Annotated in this window: 12 protein-coding genes; 4 read left to right on the forward strand and 8 right to left on the reverse strand. The window is 46.7% G+C overall.

From position 1 onward, the window contains the following. Both cybH and C1I38_RS12555 read left to right on the forward strand, forming a co-directional pair. On the forward strand, positions 1–624 hold the full coding sequence (gene cybH / locus C1I38_RS12550) for a Ni/Fe-hydrogenase, b-type cytochrome subunit (protein WP_020491268.1): 624 nt from the start codon (positions 1–3) through the stop codon (positions 622–624). A 115-nt stretch (positions 625–739) separates the two neighbouring features. Continuing rightward, entirely contained in the window at positions 740–1,240 is a 501-nt protein-coding gene (locus tag C1I38_RS12555) for a HyaD/HybD family hydrogenase maturation endopeptidase (protein ID WP_026156230.1), read from the forward strand. 105 nt (positions 1,241–1,345) lie between these two features. Here the strand turns inward: C1I38_RS12555 and C1I38_RS12560 are convergent, their stop codons facing one another. After that, positions 1,346–2,536 (reverse strand): pyridoxal phosphate-dependent aminotransferase, encoded by a 1,191-nt coding sequence (locus C1I38_RS12560; protein ID WP_119774986.1) that lies wholly within the window; start codon positions 2,534–2,536, stop codon positions 1,346–1,348. A gap of 147 nt (positions 2,537–2,683) precedes the next feature. After that, positions 2,684–3,064, reverse strand: coding sequence for an iron-sulfur cluster assembly scaffold protein (locus C1I38_RS12565; RefSeq protein WP_119774985.1), 381 nt, complete (start codon positions 3,062–3,064; stop codon positions 2,684–2,686). Positions 3,065–3,434: 370 nt separating this feature from the next. Between C1I38_RS12565 and C1I38_RS12570 the strand changes: the two genes are divergently transcribed. Together C1I38_RS12570 and amrB are read left to right on the forward strand one after the other, a co-directional pair. Continuing rightward, complete coding sequence (locus C1I38_RS12570; protein ID WP_119774984.1) at positions 3,435–8,399, forward strand: Ig-like domain-containing protein; 4,965 nt, start codon at positions 3,435–3,437, stop codon at positions 8,397–8,399. A gap of 61 nt (positions 8,400–8,460) precedes the next feature. Further along, entirely contained in the window at positions 8,461–9,342 is an 882-nt protein-coding gene (gene amrB / locus C1I38_RS12575; protein WP_119774983.1) for an AmmeMemoRadiSam system protein B, read from the forward strand. 100 nt (positions 9,343–9,442) lie between these two features. Here the strand turns inward: amrB and C1I38_RS12580 are convergent, their stop codons facing one another. The 6 genes from C1I38_RS12580 to C1I38_RS12605 form a co-directional block, all read right to left on the reverse strand. Then, positions 9,443–10,666, reverse strand: coding sequence for an aspartate aminotransferase family protein (locus C1I38_RS12580; protein WP_119774982.1), 1,224 nt, complete (start codon positions 10,664–10,666; stop codon positions 9,443–9,445). A 42-nt stretch (positions 10,667–10,708) separates the two neighbouring features. After that, positions 10,709–11,611 carry an acetylglutamate kinase gene (argB, locus tag C1I38_RS12585; RefSeq protein ID WP_119774981.1) on the reverse strand — a complete coding sequence of 301 codons (903 nt, stop codon included), beginning with the start codon at positions 11,609–11,611 and terminating at the stop codon, positions 10,709–10,711. A gap of 119 nt (positions 11,612–11,730) precedes the next feature. After that, positions 11,731–12,978 carry a bifunctional glutamate N-acetyltransferase/amino-acid acetyltransferase ArgJ gene (gene argJ / locus C1I38_RS12590; protein ID WP_119774980.1) on the reverse strand — a complete coding sequence of 416 codons (1,248 nt, stop codon included), beginning with the start codon at positions 12,976–12,978 and terminating at the stop codon, positions 11,731–11,733. A gap of 67 nt (positions 12,979–13,045) precedes the next feature. After that, positions 13,046–14,074: an N-acetyl-gamma-glutamyl-phosphate reductase gene (argC, locus tag C1I38_RS12595; RefSeq protein WP_020491277.1), complete on the reverse strand. Its 1,029-nt coding sequence runs from the start codon at positions 14,072–14,074 to the stop codon at positions 13,046–13,048. A 299-nt stretch (positions 14,075–14,373) separates the two neighbouring features. Beyond that, a complete protein-coding gene (locus tag C1I38_RS12600) occupies positions 14,374–15,072 on the reverse strand; it encodes a response regulator transcription factor (RefSeq protein ID WP_020491278.1) in 699 nt (232 codons plus the stop codon). Positions 15,073–15,100: 28 nt separating this feature from the next. Further along, the gene (locus C1I38_RS12605; protein ID WP_119774979.1) at positions 15,101–16,576 is read right to left on the reverse strand and encodes a HAMP domain-containing sensor histidine kinase; all 1,476 of its coding nucleotides are present in this window, start codon (positions 16,574–16,576) and stop codon (positions 15,101–15,103) included. Positions 16,577–16,624: the final 48 nt, after the last annotated feature.

Here is a 16,624-nt window from a genome sequence, read left to right on the forward strand (position 1 = left end):
ATGGCTAAAGCATCTGATCATCCGCTTATCCAGCGAATCTCTCACTGGATAAACTTAATCACCTTTGCGGTCCTGATCTCGACCGGTTTTGTCATCCATGCTCCTTTCCAGGGAGCCAATATGAATGTCGCCAGAAATCTCCACTTTATCTTCATGTACATTCTGGTGATCAATGGGATTGTACGTTTCTATGTCTCCTTTTTCGGGAAAAATAAAGATTATAAGGAGTTTTTCCTGAACAAACTGGATCTGAAGACTTTTATCCCCCAGATTAAATATTATCTGTTTATTAGTAAGGAACATCCAAAGACCAACAAGTACAACCCGCTGCAGAAATTTGCCTATATTGCATTACCAGTCCTGGCAGTCTTTCAGGCCATCACCGGGATCATTCTATATCTGCCGATGAAGTTCTCAGGAGCTGCTCAAGCACTTGGCAGCCTGGCTGCAGTCAGAGGGATCCACTATGTTGTGATGTGGTTGTTTATTGCGATCATCTTTGTTCATGTTTACCTTGTCTTTACTGAAGCTAAGGATGAGTTTTTTCTGATGTTCTTCGGTAAAACCGGTAAGAAAGAAAAGGGCGGCGCTAACAAAGCAAATCAGTCGGCCGTAAAAAGCTGATATTTGCAGGCTAAAAATTTAATTCAATCATATTGAGTATAATATTAAAAGTAAAGCTAGTATCATCGTATTACTAGCTTTACTTTACGAAACTTTTTAGGAAAGGACTTCACGTATGACTCCACCAAAAATTATGCTGATGGGCGTAGGGAACGTTTTACTAAGTGACGAAGGCTTAGGCGTTCAGTTTTTAAATGAATTTAAGCCTGAAGAACTTCCTGACAATGTCGAGCTGCTGGAAGGCGGAACAGCCGGTCTGGAACTGGTTCATCTGATCAAGGAAATTGATTTCCTGATCATCGTGGATGCGATCAATGCCCAGACAGAGCCTGGCAGTGTCTTCCGGTTCTGTCCGGAAGATATCCGGGTTTTCCCGGAGAAGTACCAAGTATCGTTTCATCAGGTGGGCATTCTGGAAGTTCTTGCACTGGCGGGCATTCTGGGGAATACTCCCCAAACCCTGATCTATGGTGTTCAACCGAAGAGTCTGGAATGGGGCATGGACCTGTCAGAGGAAATTAAGGCGGTTTTCCCGCGACTCAAGGGACAAATGTTCAAGGAATTTGCTCAGATTAACGCTACATCCAGCTTTCTGCCTATTCCGCCTGCCGAATAGGCAGAAAATGCTTCTTGCTTAACATCAAATCAAAAAGATACCGCTGATAGCTTTTATACTATTGGCGGTATCTTTTTGTAACTTACAGTTTTACGACAAACCTCGCTATTTCAGCTTAGCCAAAAAGCAATGCAGCCTTTTCATACCTTCCGTTATCTGTTCCGGAGAACTTGCATAAGAAATCCGTAAATATCCCGATGCCAAGAAGGCGCTGCCGGGTACAACGGCAACCAATTCGGAGTCCAACAGCATATTGCAGAATCCGATATCATCCTTGATCTTCTGTCCTTCAAAGGACATGCCGATACAGTTCTTAATATTTACAAAAACATAAAAGGCGCCTTCAGGTTCCGGAAAGGAGATATGCGGCATTTTACGCAAAAGTCCGCAAATCAGATCCCGTCTGTCACTAAAAGCCGCCTTCATTCTCAGCACATCTTCCCTGCTTTCCCGCATCGCCCCGACTGCGGCCCATTGGGCAATGGAGCAGGCATTCGAGGTCAGATGGCTTTGAAACGAATTAATCTTGGAAGATAACTCGAGTGGGGCAATCGAATAACCGATCCGCCAGCCTGTCATCGCATAGGCTTTGCTCACCCCGTTAATGATAATTGTCCGGGAAGCCAGCTCCGGCATAAGTTGCAGCGGATTAATATGTTTGTTCTGACCGTAAACCAGCTTCTCATAAATCTCATCCCAAATCAGCCAGAGATCATGCTTCTGGGCGATCTCAGCCAGGCCTCTAACGGTCTTCTCGTTAAATAGGACCCCTGTCGGATTGGATGGGGAGTTCAGCAAAAGTGCGATGGTTCTGTCCGTAATTGCGGCTTCTACGCGGTCCAATCTTGGTATAAAACCACTATCTTCTGTTTCCACGATCACCGGTTTCCCATCTACAAGATGGATCTGTTCGATATAGCTTACCCAAGCCGGCGCAAGTAGGACAATCTCATCCCCTGGATCAACGATCGCTGCCAGCGCTTCATATATGCAAGGTTTGGCTCCCGGGCCAACGACTACCTGTCCCGGATCAAACTTCAGACCAAATTCCTTTTGGTAATAAGCACAAATTTCTTGACGAAGTTCAGGAACCCCAGGTGTTGATGTATAATGAGTTTTCCCTTTTTCCATCGCTTCCGCCGCATACTTGAAAGCGGACGGCGGGGACACGAAATCTGGTTCCCCGGATCCAAACGAAATAACATTCTTTCCCTGGCTCTTTAATTCTTTGGCTTTGGCGTCAACAGCCAACGTAGCAGACGGCTTCATGCCCAGAATGCGCTGGGACAGCTTCATACTTTCAAATCCTTTCACCTATGGCGTTCTGTATATGGTGCAGACATCATGATTGCAGGCATTGTTATTGAAACTATTTATTATCATATCGTAAATAATCAAAAATTTCATCATATTTCTGCCATTTTGGCAAGATTTTCGACACTTTTAGCTCTGATCTTTTCTTTTGGATTCATAATCTTCGATAGCTTTTTTCAGGGCCTGGGGACCCAGCACGGAACAATGAACTTTACTTGCCGGCAGGCCATCCAGCGCGTTGAAAACGTCTCTGCCGCCTATATCTAAAGCCTCCTCAATACTTTTTCCTTTGACTAAAACTGTAAACATGCTGCTTGCTGCTACAGCCGCGGCGCAGCCAAACACCAGGTAACTGATATCCGTCAGGATACCATCCTTTACTTTCAGATAGATCGTCAGCGAATCTCCGCAGGACACATCTCCGAAGATTCCCTCGGCATCCGCGTCAGGCATGCTTCCCACATTTTGCGGGCACATAAAATGTTCAATAACTTTATCCGAATAATCCACGTTTCTTCCTCCGGTCTAATCCCAATCTGTTTTCTCCAGAATCGTTTCAACCCTTTCGACCCTATATCTCTAATAGTCTACAACCAAAATTCTTTTTTCTCAAGTCTAAACGAGCGCGGTCTAAAGAAGTGCACATGGTCTGAAGAAGAGCGTTCTTGCATAAGCATAGTATGGCGTGCAGCAGCAGAGGCGGCTGCAAATCCATAAAACAAGTGCTTCATCCATAAAAAGGATATTTGTCAGGCTGTATAGAATTATCGATTAATTACGTCTAATATGTTGTTAAACACTTCTAATCTGTTATCAGATACTTCTAATAGGATATTAAACTGACAATACCATCGTATTGTGTCGAAAGGATGGTTAATTCATGGCAAAGAATTTCAGGAACTTGATGAGTTGGAAAAAGTCAATCAGCATCGCCTTAGTTCTTGTGATGGCTATCAGCATTTTTTACGGATTTGACTTTTTCCGTCTGAATGACAGAACAGTTTTGGCCTCGGATATCGCTATTACTGCGGTTGACTTGGATCAGCTCGGAGTTGATACCACGACAACTTTTTTACTGACCAGTAAAGAAAGCCTGACAGAAAAAACAGTGAAAGCATCACTCAAGCTTAGTCCGAAATTTTCCTACACCTTGGATAAACAGAATAATGGCAAGAGCTATAAAATTATTCCCGAGGAAGAATTAGCGCCGAATACGATTTATCGTCTGGCCTTTGATCCGGAAGCATCGGGAAAGGAAAACCTCAGCTGGGCCTTCCAGACCAAAGCAGCCTTTCAGGTGCTTCGTTCCCTTCCCGGAGATAAAAGCACCGCTGTTCCGGTAGACACAGGAATTGAATTGACTTTCTCTTCCGACAACTATGAAATTAGCAGCCTGAAGGATTATTTCAGTATCTCACCCGAGGTGAAGGGGGCTTTCGAAAAGCACAAAAAAACGCTGGTATTTACGCCGGAAGCACTGCAATCGGCCACCGTCTATACGGTCACGCTCAAAAAAGGCTTTGTACTCCCCGGTACGACGGAAACCCTGTTCGAAGACTATCGTTTCAGCTTTGAGACCGGGACGGTTGAACAGAACAATCCTCCTTTTACGTTTGATCTGAACACAAGTCTGACCGAATTCAGCACCAGTGAGCAGCCTGCATTTTCCGTATATTTCACCAACAATACATATTCGGAAGGTCAAATCATAGATACGCCTCCGCTTCATATCAACCTTTACCGCTATCCGGATCACCAAAGCTTTCAAGCCTCTCTGACGAAACGGGATGTTCTGCCTGACTGGTCCTACTATACCTGGAACCATTATCTCGAAAAACTACCGTCAGCCTACATACTGGCTGAATATGACACCGAATTTCTGAAGACAGACCCTTACAATCAATACATCATGCTACCAGGAACACTGGAAGCAGGGTACTATTCTGCAGAATTCCAGGCAGAGGAATCCGTCAGGCAAGTCTGGTTCCAGGTAACCGATCTTGCCGTCTACCTTGCCCAGGGACAGGACGAAAGCCTCTTTTGGGTTAATGACCTGCAGACCAAAGCATCCGTTGCTGAAGCCACTGTCAGTCTTGAAAATAAGAAGATTATCGCCAGTACGGATAAATCCGGTACGGTTTTGATCAAGCAAAAGCTGTCCGGCGAGCAGAGAAGTTATGCTTGGATCCGGCAGGGAGGCAAAGAGATCCTTGTCCCCATAGAAGCCTGGGATGAAGAAGGTAACACCGGCCAGATCAATCCGTCGGATTACTGGAAGTATCTCTATTTAGACCGAGGACTTTATAAGCCTGGGGATACGGTGAACTTCTGGGGAATCACTGCCCCGCGGTCCGGGAACAGTGCGCAGGGCAGCCGGATTGAACCGCTTCGCAATCTCACAATTGAAGTATATGGTTATGACGGTGCCTACTACCCGGGGGGTGAGATTTCTCCGATCCTGATCCAGGAGACCGCAGTAAAAGATGATTGTTTTCAGGGTCAAATCAAACTTCCCGTTCTAAAACCCGGTTACTATGACCTGCAGGTTAAATCTGGCGATGTTCAACTGCTCTCACGAAGCTTTTCTGTAGAAAACTACCAAAAACCGGCCTATCAAGTAACATTGACTCAAGATAAGAAAGCCATCTTCGCCGGAGAGAAGGTGAATTTTCGGTTCTCAGCCGCCTTCTTTGAAAGCACGCCTGTCCCAAGTCTGTCTTTGCACTACTTTTTATCTGATCAGGAAGGTGACTTGACTACCGATGCAAAAGGAACGGCAGTACTTTCCTATACCGGCAAGGCTCGCGCAGAGAATTATACGGACTACGATTTTCAGACTTGTTCAGCCAACGCCACCCTTCCCGAAGCAGGGGAAATCTACAATTACACTGAACTGCTTGTCTTTAAAAGCAAAGTCTACATCAACGGCCAAGCGATCCGCCAGAAAGATACCTATACCCTCTCCGCCAAATTATCATCTGTTGATTTGACCAAGCTAAACAATGGAGAATTTGCTTCTGAAGAGAACTATCTTCAGGGGCCGGTTGCCAATGCCCCGGTGAAAGCTAAGCTCTACCAGGAAGTCGTTACAAGAACCGAAACAGGTCAGTACTATGATTTCATCAGTAAAAAAGTAGTCAGATCTTATAATTATGACTATGCCACAAAACTGGTCAGTGAGTTTACACTAACGACAGATTTTGACGGAACACTGAAATATACAGGTCAAATTGATCCGAAGGAATCCTACAATCTCTATCTTACAGCACAGGACAGTGACGGTCGATCCTTTACAAGACAATTATACATCAGCAAGCAGGACCCTCAGCCGGATAATGCTTATTACTTCCTGCAGGGAACACCTGGTATTGACGGTTATAATCCTGGGGACCAAGTTCAGGTGTCCATGATGGTCAATAGCCAAGTTTTAAATCCTGCCGGAAGAAATATTTTATTCTACCACGGTCAAAAAGTCATTGATGCCTACCAGGTAAGCACCACCCCTAAGTACAGCTTTTTGTTTACCGATTTGTACATTCCGAATGTTACCGTAGGCGGGGTCTACTTCGACGGGAGCAGCTACTATGAAGCGAGCAGCGTTATGATACCGTTTGCAAGCCAAACAAAAAAACTGAATGTCGCGGTACAATCGGATAAGACAGAATATCGGCCCGGCGATAAAGTTCACTTGAGTCTTAAGGTGACCGACGGCAACAATGCCCCGGTTAAAAGGGCTCAGATTAATCTAAATCTTGTTGATGAAGCCCTATTCAGCCTGCAAAACCAGAGTGTGGACCTTCTGAACAGCCTCTATGGCGATAATCAGTATCTGACACTGATAACCAGAAAGTCCCATTATCACCCTGGTTTTTATGGTTTTGCTGAGTCTGGCGGGGAGGGCGGTTCGGGACGCAGTGATTTTCGGGATACCATACTCTTCACCACGCTGCAAACCGACAGTAGCGGGAATGCCTCAACGGACTTCACCCTACCGGACAATCTGACGTCCTGGCGGGTTACCTACCAGGCTTTTACTCAGAATCTTCAGGCTGGAAGTGGCACCTCACAGCTTCCGGTACGCCTGCCATTCTTTGTCGAAGTGACACTGAACAGCAATTATCTCGCAGGAGATTCTCCAATTATTCTTACACGTTCTTATGGAGAAAAACTGAAAAACAGCCAAAATGTTTCTTATACCATGAAACTAAGCAGTCCCAGCGGCAAGGAACAGACCTGGCATCAAAGTGATACAGCATTTTCTGCTGCAGATTGGAAGCTGCCGGCCCTCGAAGCAGGCACTTACCATCTGACCGTATCCGGCAGCCAAAATGGCCTTACTGACACGCTGACCAAGGAATTTACCGCTGTGAAATCGTTTCAGCAGAGGATTGTATCGGACCAAAATCTTTTAACGGAAGGCCAGGGACTCAAGGGTTCTTCTGAAGAACCAACGACAGTGATCTTCAGTGATTCTGAGAAGAGCCAGTACCTCCGGGGTCTTTACCAGCTGATCTGGAATAATGGAAGTCGCCTTGAGCAAAAGCTTGCCGCCCAGGAAGCCGCCAAGCTTTTGGAAAAGTACTTTTCCGACAGTCCCGAATCTAATATCTCTCTGGTTGGAGATACGGAGGATCGGGCTTCTCTGCTCCTTTATCAGCGGCCCGACGGTGGAATCAGCATCCTCTCTTATGGAGAAAGTGATCCGGCCTTGTCGGCAATGGTCGCTTCCGCTGCCCCAGGTGTCTTTGATGATCAGGCCTTAATCCGCTATTTTTACAGAATTCTGGAAGCTAAAGACGCAGAAGCAGGAAAAGGGGGAGATCAAGGAAATCAGGGAAGTCAGACACCTACGGCAGAAGATGAAAGTGTAATTCTTCTCGGGCTCGCTTCCCTGGGAGAGCCTGTTCTTCTGCAGATTGACAGCTATATGCAGAAGGAAGATTTGTCTGCGGAAGCAAAGATCAACCTGGCTCTGGCTCTTCTGGAAACCGGGGATGGAGCCTACGCCAAACAGGTTTATAAGGAATTGCTCAGCACTTATCAGCAGGACCTCGGTTCCGTACTGCGAATCAACGTAGGAAGAGATCAGGATGATATGATTCTGGCTACAACCCGGATGGCACTTCTGGCAGCGCGCCTGGACCAGCCGGAGAAAAGCAAGCTTTACCAGTACCTGCTTGAGAATCCAGGCAAAGATATTTTGAATACGCTCGAGCAGCTGGAAATACTCCGCTACAATCTTCAGTATATGGCCTCTTCGCCTGTAAGCTTTACCTATGAACTAAACGGGAAAAAAGAGACCAAAATCTTAAAAAATATGAACTTCTTTAAACTGACCATTCTACCTGAGGATTTAACGAAGATATCATTTACCAGGATTAAAGGCAAGGTTGGCATGATAAGCTACTACAGTGTTCCGGTTCAGGCCGGAGAAGGATCAGAAAATACAGATCTTAAGATCAGCCGTACCTATCGCGTCGGCAGTATGGTGACAAATACCTTCCATCGCCAGGACCTCGTCCAGGTTGTGTTAAGCTATAACATCGGCGATAAAGCGCCCCAGGGGCTTTATGAAATTGTGGATGTGCTTCCTGCCGGTCTTGCTCTTATCCCACGTCCCGAAAATTACAATGAAGACCCGACTGCCAAAAATCACTGGGATTATCCAACAGAAGTCAATGGACAAAAGCTGGTCTTCCAGGTCGGCAAGGACAAAGGCACGATTACGTATCTGGCACGAGTTATCTCACCTGGTGAATTCAACTGTGAAGCACCCGTTTTGAGCAACATTAAGAACAGTATTGTCTACACAAGCGGCAGCCAATCCAGGATTGTGATCAAATAAAATGGGGGCATGACCTATTACGAATATTCGCTGCTTTGTTTTATGTAAAACTACCTTAAACATGACTGCCTTACTATTATTATGCTTTTTTTTCTTACTCCTTTCCGGATGCGGCGGAACAAGCCTAACGGAAAAGTCCTCCGGCGAAGACGACGGGATATCCGTTTCCTCCCATCCCGGTTTTATCACCACGGAGGAATTAAATGCTATCCTGACCGACCAGCCTGCTGTACCTTCCAAGGCAGATAAAAGAATCGTAAGTGCCGTGATGCCGCATCATCTGACAGCCGCCCGCCTCATTAATGATCTGATGCAAATACTTGCCGCGCAGGAGCCAGGCCTAATCATCCTGGTAGGCCCAAACCATCTTAACAAAGGGAACCGGATTATTACAGGCCTGTATAACTGGGAGACTCCTGAAGGCCTTGTCGAAACGGATCAGCCGACGGTCAACCTTCTGCTTAAAAACAGCCTGGCGAGCAGAGATGAGGAAAACCTCTCTTCGGAACATTCCATTGGCTCGCTAGTGCCGCTTATTAAGCATTATCTTCCCAAAGCAAAAATTGTACCGCTCATTCTGCATCATGATGTCACCCTTCAGGAAGTCAATACGTTGCTTGCCGGGATCGAGCCTTTTCTGAATGAACATACGGTTCTGATCTCGTCGGTTGACTTTTCACATTATCTGACCCGGGCCGAAGCCCAGGTCAAAGACCGCGAAACCTTGAAATATATGCAGGAATTCGATTATCCTGCCCTCTTCAGGCTGGGCAATGATTACCTGGATTCCCCTGCATCGCTCACTGCATCTTTCCGGCTGGCTGAGAAACAAGGAATTCGGGCTTTTCACGTTTTGGGCAACACAAATTCCGGTATACTCCTGCAAAACGATATGACTCAGACAACCAGCTATTTTACGCTAGTGTTCTACGCTGATATCTGAAAATCATAAAAGGGGGGCGTAACGGCACTCTGATAGAGTTTGGTTACGCCCTCCCTTTTTATTCATTTTTATCTGTTGGTTATTATTATCTTATCTGTTCTTACTTTACGTTAAAGCTCCTTTGAAAGGCCTGCTCCAGAATTTTCATCGCCTTGTCAATTTCGTCAAATGTGACTGTAAGCGGCGGTAGGAAACGTAGGGTCTTGCCGCCGACGCAGTTGATTAGCAGTCCATTTGCACAGCAGTTGTTGACAATCTCGGGTCCGTTTTCTTCAACAGGCAGGCCGACCATCAGCCCGAGCCCCCTGACCTTACCGGGTAAATCAAATTTTTCAGCAAGCTTCTGCAGCTTATCCTGGAAATAATACCCCTTGTTCTCGATCCCGGTCAGAAAATCTTCCCGGGTCATGATCTCCATCACTTTGCAGCCGACAGCCGAGACCAGATGGTTACCTCCGAAAGTCGAAGCATGGTCTCCCGGCTGGAAAGAAGCAGCTGCGTTATCTGTTGCGAGCATCGCACCAATCGGTACACCATTGCCCAGTGCTTTGGCCAGTGTCAGGATATCCGGCTTTACGCCGGACCACTCGTAGGCAAATAGTTTCCCGGTCCTGCCCAGCCCACACTGGACTTCGTCAAAGATTAGCAGCGCCCCGTACTTGTCGCATAATTCTCTGGCTTTTTGCAGAAACTCACGCGAAACAGGGTGCACGCCGCCTTCCCCTTGCACAGGTTCGATCATTACAGCCGCAGTCTTCTCATTGATAACCCCTTCCAGTCCGCTCAAATCATTCAGCGTGGTATAGGAGAATCCTTCCGGCAGCGGCTCATATCCCTTCTGGTACTTAGCCTGGCCTGTGGCTGTTATCGTTGCCAGCGTCCTGCCATGGAACGAATTCTTCAGGGATACGATCTGAATTTTTTCAGCCCTAAAATGCTCCTTGGCATACTTCCTCACCAGCTTGATGGCAGCTTCGTTGGCCTCCGCTCCGCTGTTGCAGAAGAATACTTTATCCGCAAACGAATTGTCCGTCAGCATCTTCGCGAGTTTGACCTGCCCAGGGATCCAGTACAGATTGGAGGTATGCAGGATCTCTCCCGCCTGTTCGCAGATGGTTTCCACGATCTCCGGATTGGCATGTCCAAGTGAGGTTACAGCCAGCCCCGCGACAAAATCCAGATATTGCTTGCCGTCACTGTCCCAGACCAGCGATCCAGATCCTTTGACTAACGCCATTGGCAAACGGCCATACGTATTCATGACATTTTCTTTGCCCATCGCGATCATTTGTTCCGTATTCAACTCTATATTCATATCGACCATCGACCTTTCTTCCCTATAATACGGTTTATTAATATTCTCCGTTTATTTAATCATCGTCCCTATCCCGCCGTCAGTAAACAATTCCAGCAAAATCGCATGCGGCTGCCTGCCGTCCAGGATATGAACGGTACCTGTTCCCTGTTCCAGCGCATTTACTGCACATTCTATTTTCGGTATCATTCCGCCTTTAAAGATCCCTTCCGTCATCATTGCCGGTACATCCTCCTTCGGGATAACGGAAATAAGAGACTCTGGATCATTGATATCTCTCATAATTCCCTTAACATCGGTCAAAAGCAGGAATTTGTCAGCCTTTAAGCATCCGGCGATGGTTCCGGCAGCCGTATCGGCATTTACATTATAGCTTTCGCCATCATCTCCACCGGCCAGCGGTGAAATAACCGGAATATATCCCTGATCGAGAAGGCTGGTAATGATCCCCGGCGTAACCTTCTTGATCTCACCGACATATCCGAGATCGATCTCCTTGACCATTCCTTGTTCATTAGCCAATTGCATCGGTTTCTTCTCGGCAACGAGCAGTTTAGCGTCCTGGCCGTTCAGCCCTACTGCCTTTCCGCCAAAGCTGTTTAGCATCGAGACAATCTCCGTGTTCAGCTTTCCGACCAGAACCATCGCTGCAATTTCCATGGTCTCTTTATCCGTAACCCTTAATCCCTGTACAAACGTGCTTTCTTTGCCGACACGCTTTAGCATCGTATTGATTTCCGGTCCTCCGCCGTGAACAATAACCGGGCGGATGCCAACCGTATGCAGCAGCACGATATCGAGCATGACCTTTTCTTTAAGCTCCTGATCGATCATCGCATGCCCGCCATATTTGATCACAACGGTAGACCCGGAGAATTTTTGAATATACGGCAAGGCTTCGATCAGAATATTCGCTTTATCCAAATCGCTGGTCTCTGCACTAAAATCTTCCATTTTGAGCGCCTCCTTTACCCCTCTTCATAAGGTGTCCCTAAAAAACTTAAGTGTTTTAAACAGATAATCACCAGTAAATAACATTTATATTTGATAGTCGGTCAATTAAGCTTCTATTCTTACGTCCGGTAATCAGCGTTGATGTCAATATACTTATGTGTAAGATCACAGCCCCAGGCCACAGCCTGTTCATTTCCGTCACCTAGGACGATGTCGACCTTGATGTCTGTATTCTTCAACAAAACCGCAGCTTCCGTCTCGGAAAACGGCAGCCCCTGTCCATGTGCAGCGACTTGCAGCCCGTTCAGATAGATATCCGCTTTGTTCGGATCAAAGCTGGCTCCGGAGTATCCTGCTGCAGCCAGGATTCTTCCCCAGTTGGCATCTTCACCATACATGGCCGATTTCACCAAATTAGAGGAACAGACACTGCGGGCGATCGTTCTGGCGGCTTCCAATGATACAGCCCCTGCGACTTTCACTTCCAGGAACTTGCTGGCCCCTTCGCCGTCTCTTGCAATCGCTTTGGCCATCGTACAGCAGGCTTCCCGGACCATGGCAGAAAAGTTCTCCCATTCCTGACCTTCCGGCGCAACTCCCGATAATCCGTTGGCTAAGATCACGACCATATCGTTCGTACTGGTATCTCCATCCACGGTCACCATATTGAAGCTTTCATCCGTTGCCGCCTTCAGCAGTCCTTTCAGCTTATCCTGCGCAACCTGCGCATCCGTCGTGATAAAACACAGCATCGTTCCCATATTAGGGTGGATCATACCCGAGCCTTTAGCCATGATGCCAAGTTTTATCGTTCCCTGGGCACACTGCAGTTCAAAAGCAAGTTCTTTGCAAACCGTGTCTGTGGTCATAATAGCCAACGCCGCCTGGTGAGCGTATTCAGTTTTTTCACTTTCGGAGACTTTTCCCTTAAGTGCCTGAACTTCCTTTGCTGCCAGCCTGATTCCTGGGATGACTTTAGCCAGCGGCAGTTCCTGCCCGATTACCCCTGTAGACGATACCAGAATATCTTCCGGAGCAAAGGCGAGCTCTGCTGCGGTCACCCTGGCCATCTCCAAGGCAGCGTTGTCACCAATCTCTCCCATGCAGGCATTGGCATTACCGCTATTGACGACAATAGCCTGCGCTTTGCCGTTTGCAAGATGTTTCTCGGTGAGTACCAGCGGATGGGCCTTCACGACATTGCGCGTGAACATCCCTGCCGCACTGGCCGGAATCTCAGATAGGATCAGCGCTAGATCGTATTTGTCTTGATATTTTATGCCTGCTTGAATCCCGCAGGCATAAAATCCGAGCGGCGCGGAAATCCCGCCATTTATTTCTTGCCAAGGATATAATTTATCCGTCATTTTTATTCCTCCTTCGATCTTTTCTGTCTCTAGATGTTTGGGGACAAATGAAACGTCCATTTATCTCCTATGGCCAGAGCGCAGTGGTTTGAAGGCCCGTCGTTTCCGGAAGCTCAAACAGGATGTTCATATTCTGGATGGCCTGGCCGGATGCTCCTTTGACCAAATTGTCAATCACGGAAACCAGGACGACCCTGCCGGTCCGCTGGTCATATCTTAGCTGAAGGAATGCGTGGTTGCTCCCATACGTATATTTCGTCTGGGGCCACTCTTTCTCCGGCAGCACATGAATAAACGGTTCCTTCTCGTAAGCTTGCTGCCAGCAATCCCGCAGTTCCTGCTCCGTTATTCCACTCTTGACAGTTGCATAAACGGTAACCAGTATGCCTCGGGTCATTGGCACGAGATGCGGGGTAAAACTAATCACGACTTTCGCATCCGCTGCCCCGCTTAGCTGCTGCTCGATCTCCGGTGTGTGGCGATGCACACCAACACCGTAAGCTTTAAAATTCTCATTTACTTCGGAATAATGAAGGTTCTGGACAATCCCGCGGCCTGCTCCTGAGACACCCGACTTGGCATCGATGATGATGCCGGTTGGATCAAGTAGTCTTGCTCGGAGTAGCGGCACCAGCGCTAGCTGGGATGCTGTGGGATAACAGCCCGGATTCGCCACAAGGGCTTTCCCTGCAATTTCATTTCTGTATAGTTCTGGCAGTCCGTAGACAGCCTCTGGCAGCAAAGCTGGATCAGCATGCTTAACCTTATACCAATTTTCATACTCCTGGGCGTCTTTAAGTCTGAAGTCGGCTCCAAGATCCACAATTTTTATGCCGCGTTCCATCAATTCCCTAGCTCTGGCCGCTGCTATACCATGCGGCAGTGCCATAAACATCACGTTGACATCAGGTATCTCCTCCGCCTCCAGCACGTTTTCCAGACTTTCCTGAAGGTGAGGGCAAATATCTGAAATACGCTTTCCCGCAGATGTAGAAGAGCCTAAATACGCCAGCGTGACCTCCGGATGGTTATTTAATAAACGAAGCAATTCCTGCCCTGTATAGCCGGTTGCTCCAAGAATTCCAACTTTAATCATCCATATCCCTCCTGTAACGGTAATGCAGCGTTTAGTTTATTTAATAATTTATTTTAATAATTATACACTTATGTGAATAATTATTCAATACCTAAGCCCTTAAATTTTTACTTTTCTCCGATACTTCTTTTAAATTATTCTGATCAATTTTTCTATCTATTCTCTCAGTTTATCTTACTATACATTCCGTCTTTTTCCAAAAAAAAATACTCTCCGTTATGCGAAAAGTATTTTTCATGAGACCTTACAACACGATCTTCTTCCTTTGCTGCGTAATGGATTCATTTCTGATGTTCTTATTAAACCCTGAACCGGTAGCCTGCTCCCCAGACCGTTTCGATATACTGCGGGTTGGAAGGGTCGCTTTCTATTTTATCACGCAGTCGGGCGATATGAACCGTGACCGTAGCAGAATCACCGAGCGCCTCAAGTCCCCAGACCTTTTCAAATAATTCGTCTCTGCCGAATACCCGGTTGGGATGCCCTGCCAGATATAAAAGCAGCTCAAATTCTTTCTGGGCCAGATTGGCTTCTTTGTCATGGATATAAACTCTGCGGGCTTCTTTCTCGATCCTGAGTCCACGGATCACTACAGTGTTGTGCCTTATCTGCTTTTCGCTGAATTTCTTCTTCAGTTTTTCATAATTCTGCAGATGCGCTTTGACCCTGGCGACGAGTTCACCCGGGCTGAAGGGTTTCGTGATATAGTCATCCGCTCCGAGATTAAAGCCTTTGATTTTGTCGATTTCCTCTTTTTTAGCGGATACCAGAATCACAGGAACCTCTTTTTCATCTCTTAGACTGCGCAGAATCTCCAAACCATCCAGACCCGGAAGCATGATATCAAGGATTAGGAGATCATAGCCGTTTTCCTGGAACTGCTTCAGACCGGCAGAACCATCCGCACAAATATCGGCTGCAAAACCTTCCACTTCTAGGTAATCTTGTTGCAGTTCCGCAATATTCAGATCGTCTTCAATAATCAGAATCTTTTTCATAACAGTCCTCGTTTTTGGATGGTTTTCTTCATGTAGATTTAGAGTTGACATGGTACTCGTCTTTAAGATAGGCCAGTGAAATCAAAATACTCATTCCTTCCTTGCCGTGGGACGTTGCCCAGATAATACCCTGATGCCCCTCGACGATCTGTTTGGCAATCGCAAGTCCGAGGCCGCTTCCCTCAATCCCTGTTCTGGCCTGATCGGAACGGTAAAACCGGTCAAAAATATACGGCAGATCCTTTTCACTGACTCCACACCCATTGTCCTGAAACTCCATAATAATACTGGAAGGCGTCTCCCTGAGCAGAACCCTTATTACCGCCTCATCTTTGTCTATATACTTGCGGGAGTTGTCCAGAATGTTCATTACAATTCTTTTCATTCGTTCCCGATCAAGAAAAACGCAGCGCTTTTGGGTCAGGTCACTGAACATTTCCGTGTGTATTCTATTATTTTCGAGTTCAGGTTCACTTTCCAGTAAGCAGTTTCTAATGAATTCCTGAACATCGGTCCTTTCAAAATTAAACGGAATCTGGTTTAGATCAAGTTTGGCGTAGAGCAGCAAATCATCAATCATCTTATCAACCTGCTCAGCCTTTACATAGATGGTTTTCAAGTATTTCTCCGTTTTTTCCGGGGTATTTGCGACGCCGTCCAAAATGCCTTCAACATAACCCTTAATCGAAGTAACGGGAGTCTTTAAATCATGGGATATGCTGGATATCAGCATTTTTCTGTTGTCTTCGTATTTCAGCTGGGTATGGATCGATTCCTTGAGCTTAAGGCGCATAAGCTCAAGGTCCCGGCACAATGCTTCAATCTCCTGGTCACCTTCTTCGGCAATCTGGCAGTCTAGGTTGCCGGTCCGGATCTCATCTGCAGCATGTTGTAGATGATTCAGTGGCTGCAAAACCGCCCGCGAAAACTGATAGGAGATCAGGATGTTCGTAACAATGAAAGAGCAAAGGAACGTCAGGCCGATCACAATGAGAAACTGAATCAGGCCGTTAGCTGCTTGATCCGGTGGAACGAGCAACAGCACGGTTCCCCCAGCAGTATCTGTGGGATCCTGCGCAATAATCTGAACCGTAAAGGACTGACCACTGATCACAATGCTTTCCTTGCCAGGCTTGTTTTGTCCTGCTTCCAAGGCCTTAGCCAGCTCAATTTTGCCAATTCCCGGTGCATCCAGCGAGGTATAGATCATGCTATCATCCTTCAGGATAATCAGTTCGCCTCCGATTTCAGCTATTTTCTGGCGCAGCAGCCGCTGGAACTTTTCATCGGCAATCGCGTCGGGGCTCTCCTGCTGGATCAGTCTTTCTATATCCATCAGTACTGCCTCAACCTGAGAGGCCCGCTGGTAGCTTTCCCAGGAATATATATTGCCATATAGTTTGCTGTATATAAACAGATAAGCCATGGCGACCAGTACTGTAATCAGTACCGGAATTGCCACGGTAGCTGCATTTGCTGCGATTAAGCGTTTCTTAAGATTCATTGCAGGTCCTCATCATATTCAAGTCATTTAGTATCGTCTTTAAGCAAA

This window comes from Dehalobacter sp. 12DCB1 (genome assembly GCF_004343605.1).
Classification (GTDB): Bacteria; Bacillota; Desulfitobacteriia; order Desulfitobacteriales; family Syntrophobotulaceae; genus Dehalobacter.